This is a genomic window from Solwaraspora sp. WMMD937 (genome assembly GCF_029581175.1).
Lineage (GTDB): Bacteria > Actinomycetota > Actinomycetes > Mycobacteriales > Micromonosporaceae > Micromonospora_E.
On the sequence record NZ_CP120738.1, the window covers coordinates 1,684,587 to 1,707,198 of the forward strand.

Genomic DNA, 22,612 nt, shown 5'->3' on the forward strand with positions numbered 1-22,612 from the left:
TGCGTGGGGTCGGGCAGGTCAGCGGGCCGACGGCGATCAGCCGCGGACCACCTGGACAGGCAGGTGCCGCGCGGTGAGCTGGTCCGGGTCGTAGAACTCGACCTCGTCGTGGTCGATGGTGAACTCGCTGAACTCGTCGAGGACGTGGTTGAGGAAGACCCTGGCCTCCTGTCGGGCCAGGAACGCGCCCAGGCAGTGGTGGATGCCGTAACCGAAGGCCAGGTGCTTGTTCGACTCGCGCCGGATATCGAAGAGGTCCGGGTCCGTGAACACCTCGGTGTCGCGGTTCGCGGAGGCGATCCAGGCGATCACCATCTGCCCCTTGCGCATCGGCTGGCCGAAGATCTCGGTGTCCTCGGCGAGCAGCCGGAAGATGCAGTTGAAGGGGGATCGCCAGCGAAGGGTCTCCTCGACCACACCGGGGACAAGGCTGCGGTCGGCGCGGACGGCCGCCAGCGCCTCCGGGTGCTCCTCCAGTACCAGGAAGAGGTTGCTGAGCAGCGTGGCGCTGGAGATGTGCCCGGCGGTCAGCAGGAGCGCCACGATGTTGACCATCTCCTCGTCGGTCAGCTTGCGGCCCTCGACCTCTACCGCCAGCAGCCCGCTCATCAGGTCGTCCTGCGGCCGGGCCCGCTTCTCGGCGATCTGGGCGTAGAGGAACTCCGACCACTCCGCGATGGCCGGGCCGACCGTCTCGGTGAAGTCGTCCGGAAGGTTCGGGTACTCCAGGCCCTCGTTGCTGAGGATGATGTCGACCCACTCGCGGAACTTTTCGTGGTCCTCGTTCGGGATGCCCAGCATGTCGGCGATGACCGCCACCGGCAGCGGGTACGCGAGGTCGGCGGCGATGTCGATCCGCTCCTGGCCGCGAACCTGCTCGAGGATGTCGGCGGTGATCATCTCGATCCGCGCCTCCATCTGGGCGATCCGCCGGGGGGTGAACGCCTGGCTCACCAGTTTACGCATCGGACCGTGTCGGGGCGGGTCGATGCCGCCGATGGTGCCTGGCCCCATGAGCAGGGCCAGCTCCGGCGGAACCGGGAAGACCGGGCTGAAGTCCGAGGAGAAGATCAGCGGGCTGGCGGTGACGGTCAGGTAGTCCCGGTAGTTGAACACGTGCCAGGCCTGCCGGGTCTCGTCCCAGGAGACGGGACGGTGCTCCCGCATGTAGGCGAACCAGTCCAGCAGCCCCTGGGCGTCCGCGCCCTTGGGCATGTCGAGCGGTGGCGCGGCTGCGTTGTCCGTCTGCGTCATCGGAGCCCTTCCGTGGATACGTCGGCCGTCAGGTCGGGGAGGAAACGGAACTCTTGCGGAGCAGGACAGGGAAGGCCGATCTGCCGCCAGGGCGGATCGGCGTCCATCCACACGCCACCCCAGGTTTCCCGACCGGATTGCGAGATTGTGGACTGTTCCCGGGACCGTGAAGTGGGCGTTCCGGTACCGCCTCTACACCACCCTGGGGTAGGCGGCCGAGCTTGCCCGGACGTTCGGTTGTGTCCGGCCGATCTACCACATGGCGTTGGCTGTCCGCACCGAGGCGACCGACGAGTTCGCCTTCCTCACCGAGGTCTCGTCGGTGCCGTTGCAGTAGGCGCTGCGGCAGTTCCGGACCATGCTGGCGGACAAGGCCGACTGGTACGGCCGAGACCTGGTGGTCGTGGACCGCTGGTTCCCGTCGACCCGGCTGTGCTCCGCATGCGGCGCCCTGGGAAGACTCTCCGTGATCGCCTGTGGAGGCGGTGTCAGACATCAACGGGAGTCCTCCTCTCGGACGGGCGGTCGTCGACGAAACAGGAAACCCCGAGGGCGACCGAGGGGATTTCCGTCTTTTAGGGTGGGGAGGAACTCAACCTTGCCAGAATTCGACGGGCTGACAGTAGCGGTTGCCGGGATCGGTAGGTGTGCCGGTTATGGCGACTCTTTTCGGGACGTTGGTAGGCGCGAAAACGAATCGAAACCAGCTACGGCGGAAGATAGCCTGCAATGTGTGCCGTTGCGGTCGATGTGCTGGCGTCGAACCGTGCACCGGGCCGAGCTGTCGGGGGGGGGCATGCCGAGAACCGTTCCGTGGCATTGAAAGTTACGGCCCGGTGCCCGCAGCCGCAAGGCTGGACTTGACATAGTGCCGTCTCCAACGCTGAGAGTGCGCCCGAAGGAGATCGAATGTAGCGATTGTCACAGGCGGTTCGGTTAGTTAAATTACGGGACCTGACATAGTCCTCTGTGATTTCGTGACAGCGTGTCGCTGGCTCATGTTGGGTGAATCGGGGAAGGGCGGGCTGTCGGGAAAGGGCGGGCTCTCAGGGAGGGAACTTGTCAAGATCGGTACAGGACGGCCCCTTTCTGGAGGAGAAGCAGCCATGAAGTGTCCCGTAACAGCCGGATCCTTACGGCTCTACCCCTTCAGCGACCGCGCCGACCTCACCGTCGACCCGACCTACGGGGACCTGCGCTCAAAGGAGCCGGTCGCCCGCGTCCGCATGCCCTACGGCGGTGGGGACGCCTGGCTGGTCACCCGGCACGCCGACGCCAAGAAGGCGCTCTCCGACCCGCGGCTCAGCATCGCCGCCGGCGCCGGCCGGGACGTGCCCCGCGCCTCCCCCCGAATTCAGGAGGCGGACGGGCTGATGGGTATGCCCCCCGAGGCGCACGCCCGGCTGCGCCGCCTCGTCGCCACCGCGTTCACCCCGAAACGCGTCCGGGACATCGCCCCCCGGGTCGCCGAGATCGCCGACCGACTCGTCGCCGACGTGATCGAGACCGGCCCGCCAGCGGACCTCGTACGCCAGATCGCCCTCCCCGTCCCGGTCACGATCATCTGCGAGATGATGGGGGTCGCCACCGAGGAGCAGCCCATCTTCCGGGCCTTCAGCGATGCCCTGATGTCCAGCACCCGCTACTCGGACGACGAGGTCGAACAGGCCGTCCAGGAGTTCGTGGCGTACCTCGGCGGCCTACTCGCGCACCGCCGCGCCAACCGTACCGACGACCTCATCGGTGCACTGATCGAGGCCCGCGACGATGGCGACCGGCTCAGCGAGGAAGAGCTGATCATGCTCACCGGCGGCCTCCTTGTCGGCGGCCATGAGACAACCGCCAGCCAGATCGCCTCGCACCTGTTCGTCCTGCTGCGCGACCGGACCCGGTACGAGACCCTGTGCGCCCGGCCCGAGCTGATCCCGACAGCCGTCGAGGAGCTGCTCCGCGTCGCTCCGATGTGGGCCACAGTGGGGCCCACCCGCATCGCCACCGAGGACATGGAACTCAACGGGGCCACCATCCGTGCCGGTGACGCCGTGATCTTCTCCTTGACCTCCGCCAACCTCGACGATGACGCCTTCCCGGACGCCGCCGACGTCGTCCTCGACCGCGAACCCAATGCGCACATCGCGTTTGGACACGGCCCGCATTTCTGCATTGGTGCCAGCCTCGCCCGACTGGAGATCCAGGCCACCATCGGAGCTCTGGTCAGACGACTTCCCAACCTTCGCCTAGCGGTCAAGGAGAACGAACTCGAATGGCACCGGGGGATGATGGTACGGAGCCTCGTGGCCCTACCGGTGAGGTGGTGATCCAGCTCCACGACCAGTTCGGATGAGGGGCCGAGTAAGCATCGGATGATCCGCCACGGCCCAATCTAGACGCGGGCTGGTGATGCCACCCTGTCGGCCACCATCTTTACGTATTCTCGCCGGGAGAATGATCGAGCCGCGCGCGGACGCGCAGCGCGCCAGAGCCGTTTTTCGGATCGTCGGTGAGTCTCCCGAGCGCGTTCTTCTCGACCCAGGAGACCTCATGACCGTGAAGAGCAGCGTGCTGCACACCAGCGATATTGCCGTGGTCGGAATGGCGTGCCGGCTGCCCGGCGCGCCCGGCATCGAGGAATTCTGGGAACTGCTACGTACCGGTCGGAGTGCGGTCGAACGCCAACCCGACGGCAGTTGGCGGGCCGTGGTGGAGGGTAAGGCGGAGTTCGACGACACATTCTTCGGGATGTCCCCGCGGCAGGCTGCCGCGGTGGACCCGCAGCAGCGCCTGATGCTCGAACTCGGCTGGGAGGCACTGGAGCATGCCCGGATCCGGCCCGCCGACCTCAAAGGCACCGACACCGGTGTCTTCGTCGGCATCGCCGCCGACGACTACGCCACCCTGCTGCACCGCTCCGGCGCTGCGATCAACGGCCACACTGCCACCGGCCTGCACCGCAGCCTCACCGCGAACCGCCTGTCGTACCTGCTCGGCCTGCGCGGGCCCAGCCTCACCGTCGACTCCGCGCAGTCGTCGTCCCTGGTCGCCGTCCACCTCGCGTGCGAGAGCCTGCGCCGGGGCGAGAGCACGGTCGCGCTCGTCGGCGGCGTGAGCCTCGTCCTGGCCGAGGAGAGCAGCGTCGGCATGGCGCTGATGGGCGCACTGTCTCCCGACGGACGGTGCTTCACCTTCGACGCCCGCGCCAACGGCTATGTCCGTGGTGAGGGCGGCGTAGCGCTCGTCCTCAAGCCCTTCGACCAGGCGATCGACGACGGCGACCGGGTGCACTGTGTGATCCGTGGCGGCGCCGTCAACAACGACGGTGGTGGCCCGAGCCTTACCCACCCCGACCGGGCGGCCCAGGAAGCGCTGCTGCGTCGGGCGTACGAGCGGGCCATGGTCGCGCCGGAGCAGATCGCCTACGTCGAACTTCACGGCACCGGAACGAAGGCCGGCGACCCCGTAGAGGCGGCCGCCCTCGGGGCGGTACTCGGCGCGGCCCGTACCCCCGACACCAGACTCGCCGTCGGATCGGTCAAGACCAACATCGGCCATCTTGAGGGGGCCGCCGGCATCGCCGGCCTGCTCAAGGCGGTGCTCGCCGTGCGGGAGGGAATGCTGCCCCCGAGCCTCAACTTCCAGACGCCGAACCCGGACATCCCGCTCGACGACCTCAACCTGCGGGTGCAGACGGACCTCCAGCGGTGGCCGGGACGCGAGGCCGGCCTGCCACGCCTCGCCGGAGTCAGTTCCTTCGGAATGGGCGGTACGAATGCTCATTTGATTTTGGAGGAGGCTCCTGTGGTGGAGGAGTCTGTTTCTGTTGGTGGTGTCGGTGATTCGGTGGTGGTGCGGGAGCTTCCGGTGGTTCCGGTGGTGTTGTCGGGTAGGTCGGAGGTGGCGTTGCGGGCGCAGGCTGATCGTCTTCGGGGTGTTTTGGGGGGTGCGCGGTTGGTGGATGTTGGGTGGTCGTTGGTGTCGACGCGGTCGGTGTTTGAGCGTCGGGCGGTGGTTTTTGGTGCTGATTCTGTGGTTGTGGATCGTGGGTTGGCGGCTGTGGCGTCGGGTGATTTTGGTGTGGGTGGTGTGGTGTCTGGGGGGTCGGGTGGGTTGTCGGGGGGGCGGGTGGTGTTTGTGTTTCCGGGTCAGGGGGCGCAGTGGGTGGGTATGGGTGCGCGGTTGATGGATGAGTCGTCGGTGTTTGCTGAGTCGATGGTGGAGTGTGCGGGGGTGTTGTCGGAGTTTGTGGATTGGGATTTGGTGGAGGTGGTGCGTGGTGGTGGGGTGGATGTGTTTGGTCGGGTTGATGTGGTGCAGCCGGTGTCGTGGGCGGTGATGGTGTCGTTGGCGCGGTTGTGGCGGTCGGTGGGTGTGGTGCCGTCGGCGGTGGTGGGTCATTCGCAGGGTGAGATTGCGGCGGCGGTGGTGGCTGGTGTGTTGAGTTTGTCTGATGGTGCGCGGGTGGTGGCGGAGCGGTCTCGGGTGATTGGTCGGGTTTTGGCGGGTCCGGGTGCGATGGCGTCTGTTGCGTTGCCGGTGGCGGAGGTGGAGTCGAGGCTTGTGGGGTTTGGGGGTGGGTTGGGTGTGGCGGCGGTGAATGGTCCGTCGGGGACTGTTGTTTCGGGGGATGTGGGTGCGGTGGTGGATTTTGTGGCGTGGTGTGAGGGGGAGGGGGTTCGGGCGCGGAGGATTCCGGTGGATTATGCGTCGCATTCGGTGCGGGTGGAGGCTGTTGAGGCTGAGTTGTTGGAGGTGTTGGCGGGGGTGGTTCCGCGTCGGGGGGAGGTGCCGTTTTATTCGACGGTGGAGGCTGGTGTGGTGGATGGTGTTGGTTTGGATGGGGGGTATTGGTATCGGAATTTGCGGCAGCGGGTGTTGTTTGGTGAGACTGTGGGGCGTTTGGTGGGGGATGGGTTTTCGGGGTTTGTGGAGTGTAGTGCGCATCCGGTGTTGGTGCCGGGTGTGGAGGAGACTGTTGGGGTGGTGGGTGGTGGGGGTCCGGTTGTGGTGGTGGGGTCGTTGCGGCGTGATGATGGTGGGTTGGATCGGTTTTTGGTTTCGGTGGCGGAGGCTTTTGTTGGTGGGGTTGATGTGGATTGGGGTGCGGTGTTTGCTGGTGTTGGGGGTCGGGTGGTTGATTTGCCTACGTATCCGTTTCAACGACGCCACCACTGGGCGCCGCGGACGGACGGGGCCACCTCACCGGTCCTGGTCGACGACCAGGCAGAGCCGGAGCTTGCCCCGGAAGTCGGCGCGCCAGGACTTCGCGCGGAACTACTGACGCTGTCCGACACCGAGCAACTGAACCGGCTGCTGACCGTCGTCCGGGCGAGCGCCGCCGTCGTGCTGGGCCTCGACTCCGCCGAGGCAGTCGATCCGGAGCGGACCTTCAAGGAGCAGGGCTTCGAGTCCATCACCGCCGTCGAACTCTGCAACCACCTGCGACTCGGCACCGGCAAGCGGGTGCCGACCACCCTCGTCTACAGCCACCCCACCCCGTTGGCCGCCGCCCGTCACCTTCGCGACGAAATTCTCGGTCGATCGACTACCCAGGACAGTCATCCTCCTGCCGCTCGCACGGCTGTTGCGGATGATGATCCGGTGGTGATTGTGGGGATGGGTTGTCGGTTGCCGGGTGGTGTGGTGTCTCCGGCTGGTTTGTGGGATTTGGTGGTGTCGGGTGGGGATGCGGTTTCTGGTTTTCCGGTGGATCGGGGTTGGGATGTGGAGTCGCTGTTTGATCCGGTGCGGGGGGTGGCGGGGAAGTCGTATGTGCGTGAGGGGGGTTTTGTGTATGACGCGGGGTTTTTCGACGCCGAGTTTTTTGGGATTTCTCCTCGTGAGGCGTTGGCGATGGATCCGCAGCAGCGGTTGTTGTTGGAGACGTCGTGGGAGGCGTTGGAGCATGCGGGTATTGATCCGGCGGGTTTGCGGGGGTCGCGGACTGGTGTGTATGTGGGGGTGATGGGGCAGGAGTACGGGCCTCGGTTGTCGGAGGGGAGTGGCGGGTTTGAGGGGTTTTTGTTGACGGGGACGACGCCGAGTGTGGTGTCGGGTCGGGTGTCCTATGCTTTCGGGTTGGAGGGTCCTGCGGTTTCTGTTGATACGGCGTGTTCGTCGTCGTTGGTGGCGTTGCATTTGGCGTGTCAGGGGTTGCGGTTGGGTGAGTGTGATGTGGCGTTGGCGGGTGGGGTGACGGTTATTGCGGGGCCGGGTTTGTTTGTGGAGTTTTCGCGGCAGGGTGGGTTGTCGGTTGATGGGCGGTGTCGTGCTTTTGGGGGTGGTGCGGATGGTACGGGTTGGGCTGAGGGTGCTGGTGTTGTGGTGTTGGAGCGGTTGTCGGTGGCGCGGGAGCGTGGTCATCGGGTGTTGGCGGTGGTGCGGGGTTCTGCGGTTAATCAGGATGGGGCGTCGAATGGTTTGACGGCGCCGTCGGGGGTTGCGCAGCAGCGGGTGATTCGTGATGCGTTGGCGGTGGCGGGTGTGGCGGCTGATGAGGTTGATGTGGTGGAGGCGCATGGTACGGGGACTCGGTTGGGGGATCCGATTGAGGCTGAGGCGTTGTTGGCGACTTATGGGCGTGGTCGTTCGGGTGGTCCGTTGTGGTTGGGGTCGTTGAAGTCGAATGTGGGTCATACGCAGGCGGCCGCGGGTGTTGCTGGTGTGATGAAGATGGTGTTGGCGTTGCGGGCGGGGGTGTTGCCGGCGACGTTGCATGTGGATGAGCCGTCGCCGTTTGTGGATTGGTCGTCGGGGTCGGTGGAGTTGTTGTCGGAGCGGCGTGATTGGCCGGTGACTGGTCGGCCGCGTCGGGCTGGGGTTTCTGCGTTCGGGGTTAGTGGTACGAATGCTCATTTGATTTTGGAGGAGGCTCCTGTGGTGGAGGAGTCTGTTTCTGTTGGTGGTGTCGGTGATTCGGTGGTGGTGCGGGAGCTTCCGGTGGTTCCGGTGGTGTTGTCGGGTAGGTCGGAGGTGGCGTTGCGGGCGCAGGCTGATCGTCTTCGGGGTGTTTTGGGGGGTGCGCGGTTGGTGGATGTTGGGTGGTCGTTGGTGTCGACGCGGTCGGTGTTTGAGCGTCGGGCGGTGGTTTTTGGTGCTGATTCTGTGGTTGTGGATCGTGGGTTGGCGGCTGTGGCGTCGGGTGATTTTGGTGTGGGTGGTGTGGTGTCTGGGGGGTCGGGTGGGTTGTCGGGGGGTCGGGTGGTGTTTGTGTTTCCGGGTCAGGGGGCGCAGTGGGTGGGTATGGGTGCGCGGTTGATGGATGAGTCGTCGGTGTTTGCTGAGTCGATGGTGGAGTGTGCGGGGGTGTTGTCGGAGTTTGTGGATTGGGATTTGGTGGAGGTGGTGCGTGGTGGTGGGGTGGATGTGTTTGGTCGGGTTGATGTGGTGCAGCCGGTGTCGTGGGCGGTGATGGTGTCGTTGGCGCGGTTGTGGCGGTCGGTGGGTGTGGTGCCGTCGGCGGTGGTGGGTCATTCGCAGGGTGAGATTGCGGCGGCGGTGGTGGCTGGTGTGTTGAGTTTGTCTGATGGTGCGCGGGTGGTGGCGGAGCGGTCTCGGGTGATTGGTCGGGTTTTGGCGGGTCCGGGTGCGATGGCGTCTGTTGCGTTGCCGGTGGCGGAGGTGGAGTCGAGGCTTGTGGGGTTTGGGGGTGGGTTGGGTGTGGCGGCGGTGAATGGTCCGTCGGGGACTGTTGTTTCGGGGGATGTGGGTGCGGTGGTGGATTTTGTGGCGTGGTGTGAGGGGGAGGGGGTTCGGGCGCGGAGGATTCCGGTGGATTATGCGTCGCATTCGGTGCGGGTGGAGGCTGTTGAGGCTGAGTTGTTGGAGGTGTTGGCGGGGGTGGTTCCGCGTCGGGGGGAGGTGCCGTTTTATTCGACGGTGGAGGCTGGTGTGGTGGATGGTGTTGGTTTGGATGGGGGGTATTGGTATCGGAATTTGCGGCAGCGGGTGTTGTTTGGTGAGACTGTGGGGCGTTTGGTGGGGGATGGGTTTTCGGGGTTTGTGGAGTGTAGTGCGCATCCGGTGTTGGTGCCGGGTGTGGAGGAGACTGTTGGGGTGGTGGGTGGTGGGGGTCCGGTTGTGGTGGTGGGGTCGTTGCGGCGTGATGATGGTGGGTTGGATCGGTTTTTGGTTTCGGTGGCGGAGGCTTTTGTTGGTGGGGTTGATGTGGATTGGGGTGCGGTGTTTGCTGGTGTTGGGGGTCGGGTGGTTGATTTGCCTACGTATCCGTTTCAGCGACGCCACTACTGGGCCGAGGCTCCCAGGCCGGTTACCGCTGTCGGCGGTGACACCGACCCGACGACGGGCTGGCGGTACCGGATCACCTGGAAGCCGCTTCCGGTCGGTAGTCCTCGGTGGCTCACCGGACGCTGGCTGCTGGTGGCCGACCCCGCGACGGCCGAGTCGGCTCTGCCCGCCGACATCACCGCGGCACTCTCCCGTCGGGGTGCCGAGGTCGAGCTGCTGAGCCTGGATCCGCTCGGCAGCCGTACCCGCCTCGCCGACCTGCTCGCCGCCATGGGCGACGGCGCGACCACCCTGGCAGGCGTCGTGTCCCTGCTCGGACTGGTACCCGGCACCCATCCCGACCACCCGTCCATCGCGCGGGGCGTAGCCGCCTCGCTGGCATTGGTGCAGGCCGCCGGTGACGCGGGCCTCGACGTGCCGCTGTGGACCGTGACCCAGGCGGCGGTCGGCGTGACGTCTCGGGAGGTGCCCGACGCAGCCGGCGCGCAGGTGTGGGCGCTCGGCCAGGTGGCCGCACTGGAGCTGCCCGACCGCTGGGGTGGTCTGGTCGACCTGCCGCAGGAACCGGACTCCCGGGCCCTGGACCACCTGGCCAGCGCGGTGGCCGGAGGAGAGGGCGAGGACCAGATCGCGGTACGCGACTCCGGGGTCTACGGGCGACGGGTGACGCGCGCCTCGGATACGCCTCGCCGGGAGTGGCGCCCCCGTGGCACGGTCCTGGTCACCGGCGGTACGGGGGCATTGGGCGCGCAGGTGGCGCGCTGGCTCGCCCGCACCGGTGCCGAGCACCTGGTCCTCATCAGCCGGCGAGGTGCCCAGTCCCCCGGTGCGGTCGAGTTGGAAGCGGATCTGCTGGCGCTAGGCGCGGCGGTGACCATCGTCGCGTGTGACGTGTCCGACCGCGCCGCGCTCGCCACCCTCCTGGAGGCTCACCCGCCGACCGCCGTCTTTCACACCGCCGGCGCCCTCCACGACGGTGTGCTGGAGACCCTCACCCTCGCCCAGGTCGAGGCGGTGTTCCGTCCGAAGGCGGACGCCGCACTGCTCCTCGACGAACTCACCCGACACCGGGACCTCGATGCCTTCGTCCTCTTCTCGTCCATCACCGGGGTCTGGGGCAACGGCGGCCAGGCGGCCTACGCCGCAGCCAACGCGTCTCTGGACGTACTCGCCGAGCAGCGCCGCGCCGCCGGCCTCCCCGCCACCGCCATCGCGTGGGGGCTGTGGGCTGGCGGCGGCATGGCTGAGGGGGTCGGGGAGCGGAACCTGAACCGACGCGGCATCACCGCCATGGACCCGGACGGCGGCATCCGCGCCCTCCAGCGGGCCCTCGACCGCGACGACGTCTGCGTGACCGTCGCCGATGTCGACTGGGCGGACTTCGCCCCCCGACTCGCCGACCTGCGGCCGGGCCGGCTCTTCGACGGTGTTCCCGAGGCCAGGAGCGCGCTCGACGCCCGCCGGGCCGACGCCGCAGCGGAGACCTCCGGCCTGGCGCAGCGCGTGGTGGGCATGTCCGAGTCGGAACGGCAGCAGGTCCTGCTGCAACTGGTGCGCAGGGAAGCGGCGGCCGTCCTCGGCCATGACACCGTGGAGGCGGTCACCCCCGGCCGGGCCTTCAAGGCTGCGGGGTTCGACTCGCTCACCGCGCTGGAACTGCGCAACCGCTTGAACACGACGACCGGGCTCACCCTGCCGTCCACCGTCGTCTTCGACCACCCGAGCCCATCGGCCCTGGCCTCGTTCGTGGAGGAGGCCCTCACCGGCGCCACCCCCGAACCCGTTGTCCCGATGGCGACCGGGCTCGCGCGGGTCGACGAACCGATCGCGATCGTCGGCATGGCCTGCCGCTACCCCGGCGGGGCGGACACCCCCGAGAAGCTCTGGGAACTGCTGCTGAACATGGCCGACGTCATCGGTCCCGCCCCCGATGACCGGGGCTGGGACGTCGATTCCTTCTTCGACCCTACCCCCGGCGCGGCGGGCAAATCGTACGTGCGCGACGGAGGGTTCTTGTACGACGCGGCGTTCTTCGACGCCGAGTTCTTCGGGATCTCCCCCCGCGAGGCCTTGGCCATGGATCCCCAGCAGCGTCTGCTGCTGGAGACGTCCTGGGAGGCACTGGAGCGCGCCGGCATCGACCCGGAGGGATTGCGGGGCAGTCGCACCGGTGTCTATTCCGGGCTCACTCACCAGGAGTACGCTGCCCGCCTCCACGAAGCGCCTCATGAGTTCGAGGGGTATCTGCTCACCGGAAAGTCGGTCAGTGTCGCTTCCGGTCGGGTGTCCTATGCTTTCGGGTTGGAGGGTCCTGCGGTTTCTGTTGATACGGCGTGTTCGTCGTCGTTGGTGGCGTTGCATTTGGCGTGTCAGGGGTTGCGGTTGGGTGAGTGTGATGTGGCGTTGGCGGGTGGGGTGACGGTTATTGCGGGGCCGGGTTTGTTTGTGGAGTTTTCGCGGCAGGGTGGGTTGTCGGTTGATGGGCGGTGTCGTGCTTTTGGGGGTGGTGCGGATGGTACGGGTTGGGCTGAGGGTGCTGGTGTTGTGGTGTTGGAGCGGTTGTCGGTGGCGCGGGAGCGTGGTCATCGGGTGTTGGCGGTGGTGCGGGGTTCTGCGGTTAATCAGGATGGGGCGTCGAATGGTTTGACGGCGCCGTCGGGGGTTGCGCAGCAGCGGGTGATTCGTGATGCGTTGGCGGTGGCGGGTGTGGCGGCTGATGAGGTTGATGTGGTGGAGGCGCATGGTACGGGGACTCGGTTGGGGGATCCGATTGAGGCTGAGGCGTTGTTGGCGACTTATGGGCGTGGTCGTTCGGGTGGTCCGTTGTGGTTGGGGTCGTTGAAGTCGAATGTGGGTCATACGCAGGCGGCCGCGGGTGTTGCTGGTGTGATGAAGATGGTGTTGGCGTTGCGGGCGGGGGTGTTGCCGGCGACGTTGCATGTGGATGAGCCGTCGCCGTTTGTGGATTGGTCGTCGGGGTCGGTGGAGTTGTTGTCGGAGCGGCGTGATTGGCCGGTGACTGGTCGGCCGCGTCGGGCTGGGGTTTCTGCGTTCGGGGTTAGTGGTACGAATGCTCATTTGATTTTGGAGGAGGCTCCTGTGGTGGAGGAGTCTGTTTCTGTTGGTGGTGTCGGTGATTCGGTGGTGGTGCGGGAGCTTCCGGTGGTTCCGGTGGTGTTGTCGGGTAGGTCGGAGGTGGCGTTGCGGGCGCAGGCTGATCGTCTTCGGGGTGTTTTGGGGGGTGCGCGGTTGGTGGATGTTGGGTGGTCGTTGGTGTCGACGCGGTCGGTGTTCGAGCGTCGGGCGGTGGTTTTTGGTGCTGATTCTGTGGTTGTGGATCGTGGGTTGGCGGCTGTGGCGTCGGGTGATTTTGGTGTGGGTGGTGTGGTGTCTGGGGGGTCGGGTGGGTTGTCGGGGGGTCGGGTGGTGTTTGTGTTTCCGGGTCAGGGGGCGCAGTGGGTGGGTATGGGTGCGCGGTTGATGGATGAGTCGTCGGTGTTTGCTGAGTCGATGGTGGAGTGTGCGGGGGTGTTGTCGGAGTTTGTGGATTGGGATTTGGTGGAGGTGGTGCGTGGTGGTGGGGTGGATGTGTTTGGTCGGGTTGATGTGGTGCAGCCGGTGTCGTGGGCGGTGATGGTGTCGTTGGCGCGGTTGTGGCGGTCGGTGGGTGTGGTGCCGTCGGCGGTGGTGGGTCATTCGCAGGGTGAGATTGCGGCGGCGGTGGTGGCTGGTGTGTTGAGTTTGTCTGATGGTGCGCGGGTGGTGGCGGAGCGGTCTCGGGTGATTGGTCGGGTTTTGGCGGGTCCGGGTGCGATGGCGTCTGTTGCGTTGCCGGTGGCGGAGGTGGAGTCGAGGCTTGTGGGGTTTGGGGGTGGGTTGGGTGTGGCGGCGGTGAATGGTCCGTCGGGGACTGTTGTTTCGGGGGATGTGGGTGCGGTGGTGGATTTTGTGGCGTGGTGTGAGGGGGAGGGGGTTCGGGCGCGGAGGATTCCGGTGGATTATGCGTCGCATTCGGTGCGGGTGGAGGCTGTTGAGGCTGAGTTGTTGGAGGTGTTGGCGGGGGTGGTTCCGCGTCGGGGGGAGGTGCCGTTTTATTCGACGGTGGAGGCTGGTGTGGTGGATGGTGTTGGTTTGGATGGGGGGTATTGGTATCGGAATTTGCGGCAGCGGGTGTTGTTTGGTGAGACTGTGGGGCGTTTGGTGGGGGATGGGTTTTCGGGGTTTGTGGAGTGTAGTGCGCATCCGGTGTTGGTGCCGGGTGTGGAGGAGACTGTTGGGGTGGTGGGTGGTGGGGGTCCGGTTGTGGTGGTGGGGTCGTTGCGGCGTGATGATGGTGGGTTGGATCGGTTTTTGGTTTCGGTGGCGGAGGCTTTTGTTGGTGGGGTTGATGTGGATTGGGGTGCGGTGTTTGCTGGTGTTGGGGGTCGGGTGGTTGATTTGCCTACGTATCCGTTTCAGCGACGCCACTACTGGGCGCACACCTCTCCGGCAGGCGTCGGGACCGCCGCCGCGGCCAGGTTCGGCATGGAGTGGGAGGACCACCCGCTGCTCGGCGGCGCGTTGCCGGTCGGCGGCACCCGGAGTCTCCTGCTCGCCGGCCGGCTCTCGCTCGCTTCGCACGCCTGGCTCGCCGACCACGCCGTCTCCGGCACCGTCCTGGTGCCCGGTACGGCCTTCATGGAACTGACGCTGCACGCCGCCGAGGTGGCCGGCTGCACCGGTGTCGAGGAGCTGCGTCTGGAGGCGCCGCTGATGGTGCCGCCCACCGGCGGTGTACGGCTCCAGGTGCTGGTGGACGAACCGGCCGAGGGATCCGGCCACCGGCCGGTGAAGGTCTTCTCCCGTGCCGAGTCCGCAGCCGACGAGGCCGCCTGGACCCGCCACGCGGTCGGTGTCCTGACCACCGGGCCGCGATCCGTCCCGGCGACCTCGTGGCACACCGAGACCTGGCCCCCCGCCGGCACCGAACCCGTCGACGTGGACGCCCTCTACGAGCGGTTCGCCACGCTGGGTTACGAGTACGGCGAGGTCTTCGCCGGACTCCAGAACGTCTGGCGGCGCGACGGTGAGGTCTTCGCCGAGGTGCGCCTGCCATCCCGGGTCGCCGCCGAGGCCACCCGGTTCGGGGTGCACCCCGCGCTGCTCGACGCGGCCCTGCAACCGTGGCTGGCTGGCGGACTCGTCGACGTCCCGGACGGCAGTGTGCTGCTCCCGTTCGCCTGGCAGGGCGTCACCCTGCACACTACCGGCGCCGACACGCTGCGGGTCCGCCTCGGCCGGGCCGGCGAGGCAGCGGTGTCGATGCAGGCGGTGGACCTTGCCGGGGCCCCCGTCCTCTCGCTCGACGCGCTCGTCCTGCTGCCGCTCGCCCGGGAACGCCTCGGCGTCGCCGGTACGACCCCTACCCTGCCGCTGTACCGGGTGGGCTGGCGGCGAAGGACCGCCGTGGCCGCGCCGCAGCAGCGGCGGTGGGCGGTCGTCGGCCCGCACGGCGCCGAGGTGATCGGTGCCGCCGCGCGGTACGGCTGGCCGGTCGCCGCCATCGACATCCACGCCGACCTGGCCTCCCTACGGGCGGCCCTGGACGCGGGCGCGGAAGCTCCCAGCGTCGTCCTTGCCGACTTCCGCATGGACTCCTACTCCACCGAACCCGCCCACGTCGCCGAGGCGGTCCGGGCGGAGGCCCGGGCCGGGCTGGAGCTGCTCCAGGGTTGGCTGGCCGACGAGCGGTTCGCAGCGGCGAAACTCGTCATGCTCACTGAACGGGCCGTGGCTGCCGGCACCGACGAGGACGTGCCGGACCTCGTTCACGCCGGACTCTGGGGCATGGTGCGGTCGGCCCAGTCCGAACACCCGGACCGGTTCGTCCTGCTCGACGTCGACGCCGACGACACCTCCATCTCCATGGTCCCGTCGGCGCTCACCGTGGACGCGCCGCAGCTCGTGGTTCGGGCCGGCGAGATCCGGGTGCCCGAGATCGAGCCGCTGCGCGCGGAACCGGTGCCCGCCGACCCGCTGACGGGCGGGCTCGACCCAGCCGGCACCGTCCTGGTGACTGGCGCCACCGGCACCCTCGGCGGCCTGCTCGCCCGGCATCTGGTGACCGGGCACGGGGTACGTCGGCTGCTGCTGGTCAGCCGCAGCGGACCCGGCGCCGCCGGAGCCGACCGGCTGACCGAGGAGCTGACCGGGCTCGGCGCGCACGTGTCGCTGGTCGCCTGTGATGCCGCCGACCGCGCGGCCCTGGCCGATGTCCTACAGTGCATCCCCACCGCGCACCCGCTGACCGCCGTGGTGCACGTGGCCGGCGTCCTCGACGACGGGGCGCTCCAGGCGCTGACCCCCGACCGGATCGACGCGGTGCTGCGGCCGAAGGTCGACGCCGCGCTGAACCTGCACGAGTTGACCGCAGGACTGCCCCTGGTTGCGTTCGTCCTGTTCTCCGGGGCGGCGGGCATCCTGGGCCGCCCCGGTCAGGCGAACTACGCGGCGGCGAACACCTTTCTGGACGCCCTGGCGCAGCACCGGCAGGCCCAGGGGCGGCCCGGCGCCGCCCTCGCCTGGGGCCTGTGGGGACCAGCCAGCGACATGACGGGCCACCTCGGTGAGAACGACCTGCGGCGGATGCGCCGCTCCGGCATCGCGCCGATGACCGCCGAGGAGGGGCTCCTGCTTTTCGACCGGGCGCTCGACCGGGCCCGGCACGAAGCCCTGCTCGTACCCGCGCGTCTGGACCTCGCGGCGTTGCGGCGGGAGCAGGTCGCCAGCGGACCGGACGCGGTTCCGGCGCTGCTACGCGGCCTGGTCCCGCCGGCACCGATCCGGCGGGCCACCACATCGGGGGGCGCGGGCAGGGCATCCGCGCCGGCCACCGCCCCCGCGGAGCAGGCGGACCACCTGCGGAGGCGCCTGGCCGGGCAGGACACCCCGGCCCGGATCCGGGAGTTGCTGGACCTGGTCCGCACCCACGTGGCGGGAGTGCTCGCCCTTGACGCGGGGGCCGCGGGGGCGGACCCGAGACGACCATTCCGGGAGATCGGGTTCGATTCGTTGACCGCCGTCGAACTGCGTAACCGGCTGAGCACCGCGACCGGCCTGCGGCTGGCCCCGAGCCTGGTGTTCGACCACCCGGACCCGCAGGCCGTGGCTGAGCACCTGGCTGACGAACTCGCCGCCGACGGGGTGGCCGACGCGGGCGCGACAGCGCTGACCGGGCTCGACACCCTGGCCGCCGCGCTCGGTGGGATGAAGACCGACGACATCCGCCGGAACATCGTCCGCCGTCGACTGGAGGAGATGCTCGCCCTGGTCGGCGGGCCCCGGTCCCGGCCGGCGGAGGACGGGCTGGCGGATACAACGGTCGCCGAGCGGCTGGCCTCGGCGACCGACGACGACGAGCTGTTCGCCTTCATCGAGGAGCAGTTGTGAACTCCGACCGAGGAGACAACCGGCAGATGGCCGCCAACGAGGACCGGATTCGTGAGTACCTCAAGCGCGTCACCGCCGAGCTGGCCGGCACGCGGCGACGGCTACGCGAGCTGGAGGACGGCGCGCGTGAGCCCATCGCCATCGTCGGGATGAGCTGCCGGTTGCCGGGCGGGGTGCAGACCCCCGAGGAACTCTGGCGGCTGGTCGACGGCGGGACCGACGCCATCTCGGGCTTCCCCGACGACCGGGGCTGGGACATGGAGAAGCTCTACGACCCCGACCCGGACGCCACCGGCACCAGCTACGCCCGCGAGGGTGGCTTCCTCCACGACTGCGCCGACTTCGACCCGGAGTTCTTCGCCATCTCACCGCGCGAGGCCCTGGCCATGGACCCGCAGCAGCGGCTGCTGCTGGAGACCGCGTGGGAGGTCCTCGAACGGGCGGGCATCGCACCCGGCGAGGTCCGCGGCACCCGCACCGGGACCTACGTCGGGGTGATGTACGACGACTACGGCACCCGGCTCGCCGAGGTCCCGCACGACCTGGAGGGCTACCTGGTCAACGGCAGCGCGGGCAGTGTCGCCTCCGGTCGGATCGCGTACACCCTGGGGTTGCAGGGGCCGGCGGTCACGGTCGACACGGCCTGCTCGTCGTCGCTGGTGGCGCTGCACCTGGCGGTGCGGGCCCTGCGGTCCGGCGAGTGTGACCTGGCCCTGGCGGGCGGGGCGACGGTGCTCGCCACCCCGACGATGTTCGTCGACTTCTCCCGCCAGCGTGGACTGGCCATGGACGGCCGCTGCAAGGCGTTTTCGGATGCGGCGGACGGCACCGGCTTTGGCGAGGGCGTCGGGATGCTGCTGCTGGAACGGCTCTCGGCCGCGGTCCGTAACGGGCACCGGGTACTGGCCGTCGTCCGGGGCACGGCGGTCAACCAGGACGGGGCGAGCAACGGCCTGACCGCCCCGAACGGTACCGCCCAGCAGGCGGTCATCCGGCAGGCGCTGGCCGACGCGGGGCTGGCCGCCGACGAGGTGGACGCGGTGGAGGCGCACGGTACCGGCACCCGGCTCGGTGACCCAATCGAGGCGCAGGCGCTGCTGGCGACGTACGGGCAGGGGCGGCCGGCGGACCGGCCGCTGTGGCTCGGGTCGCTGAAGTCCAACGTCGGCCACACCCAGGCCGCCGCCGGGGTCTCCGGTGTGATTAAGACGGTGCTGGCGATGCACCACGGCCGGTTGCCTCGGACCCTGCACGTCGACCGGCCCTCGACCAGGGTGGACTGGTCCTCCGGCGCGGTCCGACTGCTGACCGAGAGCCGACCGTGGCCCGCGGTCGACGACCTCCCCCGGCGGGCCGGCGTCTCGTCGTTCGGCGCCAGTGGCACCAACGCCCACGCCATCCTGGAAGCTGCCCCCGGCCGGCCGGGGGCGGAACCCACCGCCGCGTCGCCCCCGGCCGCCGGGGTACCCGCCTGGGTCCTGTCCGGCCGCGACGAGGCGGCCCTGCGCGAGCAGGCCCGGCGGCTGCACAGCCACCTGACCGGCCGGCCCGATTCCGCCGACGCCGTCGCCCGCGCGCTCGCCCGAACCCGCACAGCGTTCCCGTACCGGGCCGCAGTGCTCGGGCCCGACACCGCCACCCTGCTCGACGGGCTGAGGGCTGTCGCCACCGGCCGCAGCGCCGCCGGGCTGGTCACCGGTCGGGCCATCCCGGAACGCCGCGTCGCCGTTCTCTTCACCGGCCAGGGCAGCCAGCGGCCGGGGGCGGGGCGGGACCTGTACGCCCGGCACCCCACCTTCGCGCAGGCGCTCGACGAGGTGCTCACCGAAGTAGACCGGCACCTGGACCGGCCACTACGGGACGTCATGTTCGCCGAGCCGGGCAGCGACGCGGCGGCCCTGCTGGACGACACCGCATACACCCAGCCGGCGCTGTTCGCCCTGGAAGTGGCGCTGTTCCGGCTTGTCACGAGCTGGGGGCTGCGCCCAGACGCCCTGCTGGGGCACTCGGTGGGGGAGATCAGCGCGGCGCACGTCGCGGGCGTGCTCACCCTGGCCGGCGCCGCCCTGCTGGTGACCGCACGCGGCCGGCTCATGGCGGGCCTGCCCGCCGGCGGCGCGATGGCCGCGGTCGAGGCCACCGAGTCCGAGGTCGCCCCGCTACTCGCCGGACGCGGACACGAACTTGCCATCGCTGCGGTCAACGGGCCGCAGGCCATCCTCGTCGCGGGCGACGAGGGCGCTGTCGAGGAACAGGTCGCCTGGTGGCGCGAGCGGGGTCGCCGGGCCACGCGGCTGCGGGTCAGCCACGCCTTCCACTCCCCCCGGATGGACGGGATGCTCGCGCAGTTCGAGAAGACCATTTGGGACCTCGACTACCGGGAACCGACTATCCCCGTTGTCGGCACCGTGACGGGCGCGCCGGTGACCGGCGGCGACCTGCGGACCCCGGAGTACTGGGTCCGGCACGCCCGCGACCCGGTGCGCTTCCTCGACGGCGTACGCCGGCTCCGCGCCGAAGGCATCGACACTTTCGTCGAACTCGGTCCGGACGGCGTGCTCACGGCGATGGCGCGGGACTGCCTGGCCGAGTCCTCGGACCCCGCCGGGACCGACCGGCCCCTGCTGTTCCTGCCCTTCCTCCGCCGGGACCGCGACGACGACATCGCCGTCGGGGAGGCGCTGGCCACCGCCCACGTCTACGGCCTTTCGGTCGACCCGGTCGCGGCACTCGGCGACGGACCACGCAGCACCGACCTGCCCACCTACCCGTTCCAGCGGACCCGCTACTGGCTAGACCCGCGCCCCGGCACACCCGACCTCACCACCGTGGGGCTCGACTTGGCCGGGCACCCGCTGCTCGCCGTCGCGGTGGACCTGCCCGACGGCACCGGCACGGTCTGGACCGGCCTGCTCTCCGTCCGCACCCACCCGTGGCTCGCCGATCACAGCGTGTGGGGGCGCACGGTGTTGCCGGGCGCCGCCCTGCTGGAGATCCTGCACGAGGTGGGTGCCGCCGCCGGCTGCGGCCGAGTGGCGGAGCTGACCTTCGAAGCGCCGTTGGTGGTCCCCGAGGACGAAGGCGTCCGGTTGCGGGTCGTGCTGAGTGGCCCGCACCCGGACGGCACCCGGACCGTCCAGGTCCACTCCAGGCCGGCCGTCGCCGGACCAGAGTGGACCCGGCACGCCACCGGCCGGGTGACCGACACCACCGAGGAGCCGCCCGCCGGCGGGGCCGGGCCGGCCACTGACCTCGCCGGCGTCTGGCCCCCCGAGGGGGCGCAGCCCGTGGAGGTTGAGGGCGAGTACGAGCGGTTCGCCGATGCGGGCATCGGGTACGGCCCCGCGTTCCGAGGGCTGCGCGCCGCCTGGCAACGCGGCGACGAGACGTTCGCCGAGGTCCGGCTTCCCGAGGAGTACGCCCCAGAGGCGGTCCGCTATCGGATCCATCCGGCGCTGCTGGACGCCGCCCTGCACGCGATCGTCCTCGGCGACCAGTTCCCCGATGGCGCGCACGGGATGCTGCCGTTCGCCTGGACCGACGTCCGGCTTTCCGCCACCGGGACCGACCAACTCCGGCTCCGGATCGCCCCGGCCGGTCCCGAGTCGGTCAGCGTCACCGCCGCCGACGGCACCGGTGTTCCGGTGCTCACCGCCGCCTCCCTGGCCCTGCGCCGGGTACCTGCCGACCGGATCGCCGCCGCCGTCACCAGCCAGGCGCCGCTGTACCGGCTGGACTGGGCGGCCGTGCCGTCCGCTCCGCCGACCGGGGAGGTCCGGTTCGCCCTCGTCGGCCCCGATCATCCGGCGCTGCTCGCCGCCCTGTCGGCTGAGGCGCCCACGCAGGCATACCCGGACCTGGACGCGCTGGTCGCCGCCCTGGCCGACGGCCCGGAACCAACCCACGTCGTCGTCACTACCGGCCCGGCCGACGGCGTGCCGGCCGGTGAGGTGACGGCCGTCGGTGTGGACCGGGCCACCCGGCAGGCGCTCGACCTCGTCCAGCGGTGGCTCGCCGAGGACCGGTTCACCGGCTACCAGCTGGTCGTGCTGACCACCGGTGCGGCTCAGGCCGGCACCGGTGTCACGGATCCCACCGCCGCCGGGGTCTGGGGGCTGCTGCGGGTCGCCCAGACCGAGCACCCGCAACGGTTCCTCCTCGTCGACGTCGACGACCACCCGGACTCGCTGCGTACCCTGCCGGGGGCGGTGCGAATGGCCGAACCGCAACTCGCCCTGCGCGCCGGGACGGCCACCGTCCCGGGTCTCGTCCGGGCACCGGCCGCCGACGATGCTGTGGCGCCCTGGTCGGGCACCGGCACGGTGCTCGTCACCGGGGGGACCGGGCTGCTCGGTGGGGCCATGGCCCGGCACCTGGCCCGCCGGCACGGGGTACGGCACCTGCTGCTGGTCAGCCGGCGCGGGCCGGACGCCCCCGGTGCGGCCGACCTGACCCGGGACCTGGTGGCCCTGGGCGCCTCCGTCCGGGTCGCCGCCTGCGACGTCGCCGACCGCGACGCCCTGGCCCGGCTGCTGGCCGAGATCCCGCCCGGGCATCCACTCACCGCCGTGGTGCACACCGCGGGTATCGCCGATGACGGTGCGCTGACCGCTCAGACCGGGGACCGGGTCGCGGCGGTGCTCCGCGCCAAGACGGACGCGGCAATCAACCTCCACGACCTCACTCACGACTCCGACCTCACCGCCTTCGTGCTGTTCTCGTCCGTGGCCGGCACCATCGGCAGCGCCGGCCAGGCCGGGTATGCCGCCGCCAACGCCTTTCTCGACGCCTTCGCCGACTGGCGGCGGGGCCGTGGGCTGCCCGCGACCTCGCTCGCCTGGGGGCCGCTGGACGGCGGGATGGCCGCCGGCCTGGGCCGCGCGGACCTCGCCCGCCTGCGTCGGTCCGGGCTCGTGCCACTCGGCGTCGAGGACGCGCTGGTGCTCCTCGACGCCGCCTGCGTCCGCCCCGGGGCGGTCTTCTACCCGGTCCGCCTCGACCCGGCGGTGCTGCGCGCGGACGGTCCGGTCGGCGCGGTGCCCGCCGTCCTGACCGGCCCGACCCGGGCACGACCGAGACCCGGTACGCCGGAGCAGCCGGCCGAGGCCACCATCACCGCGCAACTGGCGGGCAGGTCGGCAGCCGAGCGCGCGGCGATCCTCACCGATCTGGTCCGTGCCGAGGCAGCAGCCGTACTCGGCCACGCCGGGGTGACGATGTTGAGTGCGAAACGGTCCTTCCGGGACGCGGGTTTCGATTCGCTCACCGCCGTGGACCTGCGCAACCGGCTCAGCGCGGCGACGGGCCTCCGCCTGCCCGCCGCCATCGTCTTCGACCACCCGACCCCCGCCGCACTCGCCGCCTACCTGGGAACCGAACTCGACCGCCGGTCCTCTGGCGACCGGGTGCCGACCGACGCCGCCGGCGTCCTGGCGTCGCTGGACCAGCTCCGCACCGGGATCGCGGCGGCGGTGCGGGACGACACGGACCGCACCCGCGCCACCGATCTGCTCCGTGCCCTGCTCGCGGAGGTCGGTGGCACCGCCGGCCCCCCCGACCCCGACGACGGCTCCAGAGCCGAGGTCTCCGACCGGTTGCGGACCGCCTCCGACGAGGAACTGTTCGACCTGCTCGACAGCGACTTCCGGCTGTCGTAGCGCCGACCGACCCAACGCCCGACCCCACGACG

General features: G+C 69.5%; 4 protein-coding genes. 3 read left to right on the forward strand and 1 reads right to left on the reverse strand.

From position 1 onward, the window contains the following. Positions 1-36: 36 nt before the first annotated feature. Complete coding sequence (locus O7621_RS07345; protein WP_282233318.1) at positions 37-1,254, reverse strand: cytochrome P450; 1,218 nt, start codon at positions 1,252-1,254, stop codon at positions 37-39. A 1,106-nt stretch (positions 1,255-2,360) separates the two neighbouring features. On the opposite strand from O7621_RS07345, the gene O7621_RS07350 reads away from it, so the two are divergent. The 3 genes from O7621_RS07350 (at position 2,361) to O7621_RS07360 (ending at position 22,580) form a co-directional block, all read left to right on the forward strand. Next, a complete protein-coding gene (locus O7621_RS07350) occupies positions 2,361-3,572 on the forward strand; it encodes a cytochrome P450 (protein ID WP_282233319.1) in 1,212 nt (403 codons plus the stop codon). Between the two features lie 127 nt (positions 3,573-3,699). Beyond that, the gene (locus O7621_RS07355; protein ID WP_282233320.1) at positions 3,700-16,923 is read left to right on the forward strand and encodes a type I polyketide synthase; all 13,224 of its coding nucleotides are present in this window, start codon (positions 3,700-3,702) and stop codon (positions 16,921-16,923) included. Next, positions 16,920-22,580 (forward strand): type I polyketide synthase, encoded by a 5,661-nt coding sequence (locus tag O7621_RS07360; RefSeq protein ID WP_282233321.1) that lies wholly within the window; start codon positions 16,920-16,922, stop codon positions 22,578-22,580. Before O7621_RS07355 ends, O7621_RS07360 begins: the two co-directional genes overlap by 4 nt. The last annotated feature ends 32 nt before the right edge of the window (positions 22,581-22,612 follow it).